The following is a 1,365-nucleotide window of genomic DNA, read 5'->3' on the forward strand; positions in this document are numbered from 1 at the left end:
GCACTTGAACTAATTAATCAACGACCATTAAAAATACATCATCAACAGACTGCCATTGAAAGATTCCGGGCTTGTTCGGATTAAACTTGTAATTTGCCCGAGCAATACAAATATTTAAGTAGTGACGCCAAATTGGCTTATATGGTACTGAAAGACCGGCTAGAGTATTCTTTGCGTAATCATTGGGTTGATGAAGATAATCATGTTTACTTTATTTTTACCGTTCAAGAACTACAAGACTTATTTAACTGCGCTACTGAAAAAGCCGTTAAAATAAAAAAAGAATTACAAACAGCCAATCTATTAAAACAAATTCAAATGGGATTTAATCCTAAAACGAAAAAGAATGAACCGAATCGTTTATACCTTTCCAAGCTCGATGTGAAAGCTACTGATGTCTATTTAAGGGGTGAATATGGACAAGAAACGCCGAAATCCCTTGCTACGAGCGGAATTTCGAAAATCGAAAGCAATCTATATAAAGACTCTAAAAACATAGATACTAATAGATACAATATAGATACTCAAAAGTTGGACTTTTCCACAGCCAACTTCTCATCAGCCGAAATTCAAAAGCAAAACCAGGATTTGGTGAACCATGCTAATAACTTTTTAACTGATGAAGACAGCGGCTTACCGGTCTTCTTAGAACCCGAAGCCGTGCAATTACTAAGTTTCTGGTGCCGCACTCCGCAACAAATGCGGCGCTTTATTGGCATTATCTTAAATGCTAAGTACCGAGTTGAGAAGGATCATCAGGACATTGGCGTTCTAATCCCACTAGATGATGAAGAACTAAAATCTTTGATGACTAAAGCCTTGAGACGCTACTTTAACGCCCTAAGACGCAATGAAAAGCATATCAAGAACGTGGAAAACTACTTGTACGGCACCATGCAAAACCTATTTGGTGTTTGGTGGAATCAACAAGCGGCTAGAGAATATGCGGCCAAACACCCCCAAGAAGAAAAGTCGGCCGACAACGATAACAGTGGGTTGTACTACTAGTCCTAAAAGGCTACAAAGTCCTTTCTAAGCGGTTTTAAGACTTACTAACCTCTTTATACTTAAGTTAGATTTAAATGGCTTAAACAGAACAATAGGGGCTTTTGAATGAGTGCCAGAGCTAACCAGCTCAAAAGTTCAGCCTTTAGATCAACGCCAAGCTCAAGTGATTTGAGGCCAGAGCTTTGTATATTGACAAGGTAATCAAAAGGTAGTATAATGGTAGTAGTAAAAGAAAGGAGATGAGACAATCATGGCAGTTAAGGAAAAGAAACGGGTCCAAGTCAAGATTGATAAAGATTTGGCCGATGATACCGAAGCAGTTTTAAGCGAATTGGGCTTAAATCCAACCACGGCCAT

The 1,365-nt window shown here is 38.7% G+C and carries 2 pseudogenes; both read left to right on the forward strand.

Annotation, left to right across the window (positions count from 1 at the left end):
• Nucleotides 1-99 precede the first annotated feature (99 nt).
• Nucleotides 100-1,008 (forward strand): annotated as a pseudogene (locus GB992_RS06495) (replication initiator protein A); the annotation flags it as partial.
• A 250-nt stretch (nucleotides 1,009-1,258) separates the two neighbouring features.
• Nucleotides 1,259-1,365: pseudogene (locus GB992_RS06500) on the forward strand (type II toxin-antitoxin system RelB/DinJ family antitoxin); the annotation flags it as partial.

Origin of the sequence: Furfurilactobacillus milii (assembly GCF_009863985.1) — a bacterium.
GTDB classification, from domain to species: Bacteria; Bacillota; Bacilli; order Lactobacillales; family Lactobacillaceae; genus Furfurilactobacillus; species Furfurilactobacillus milii_A.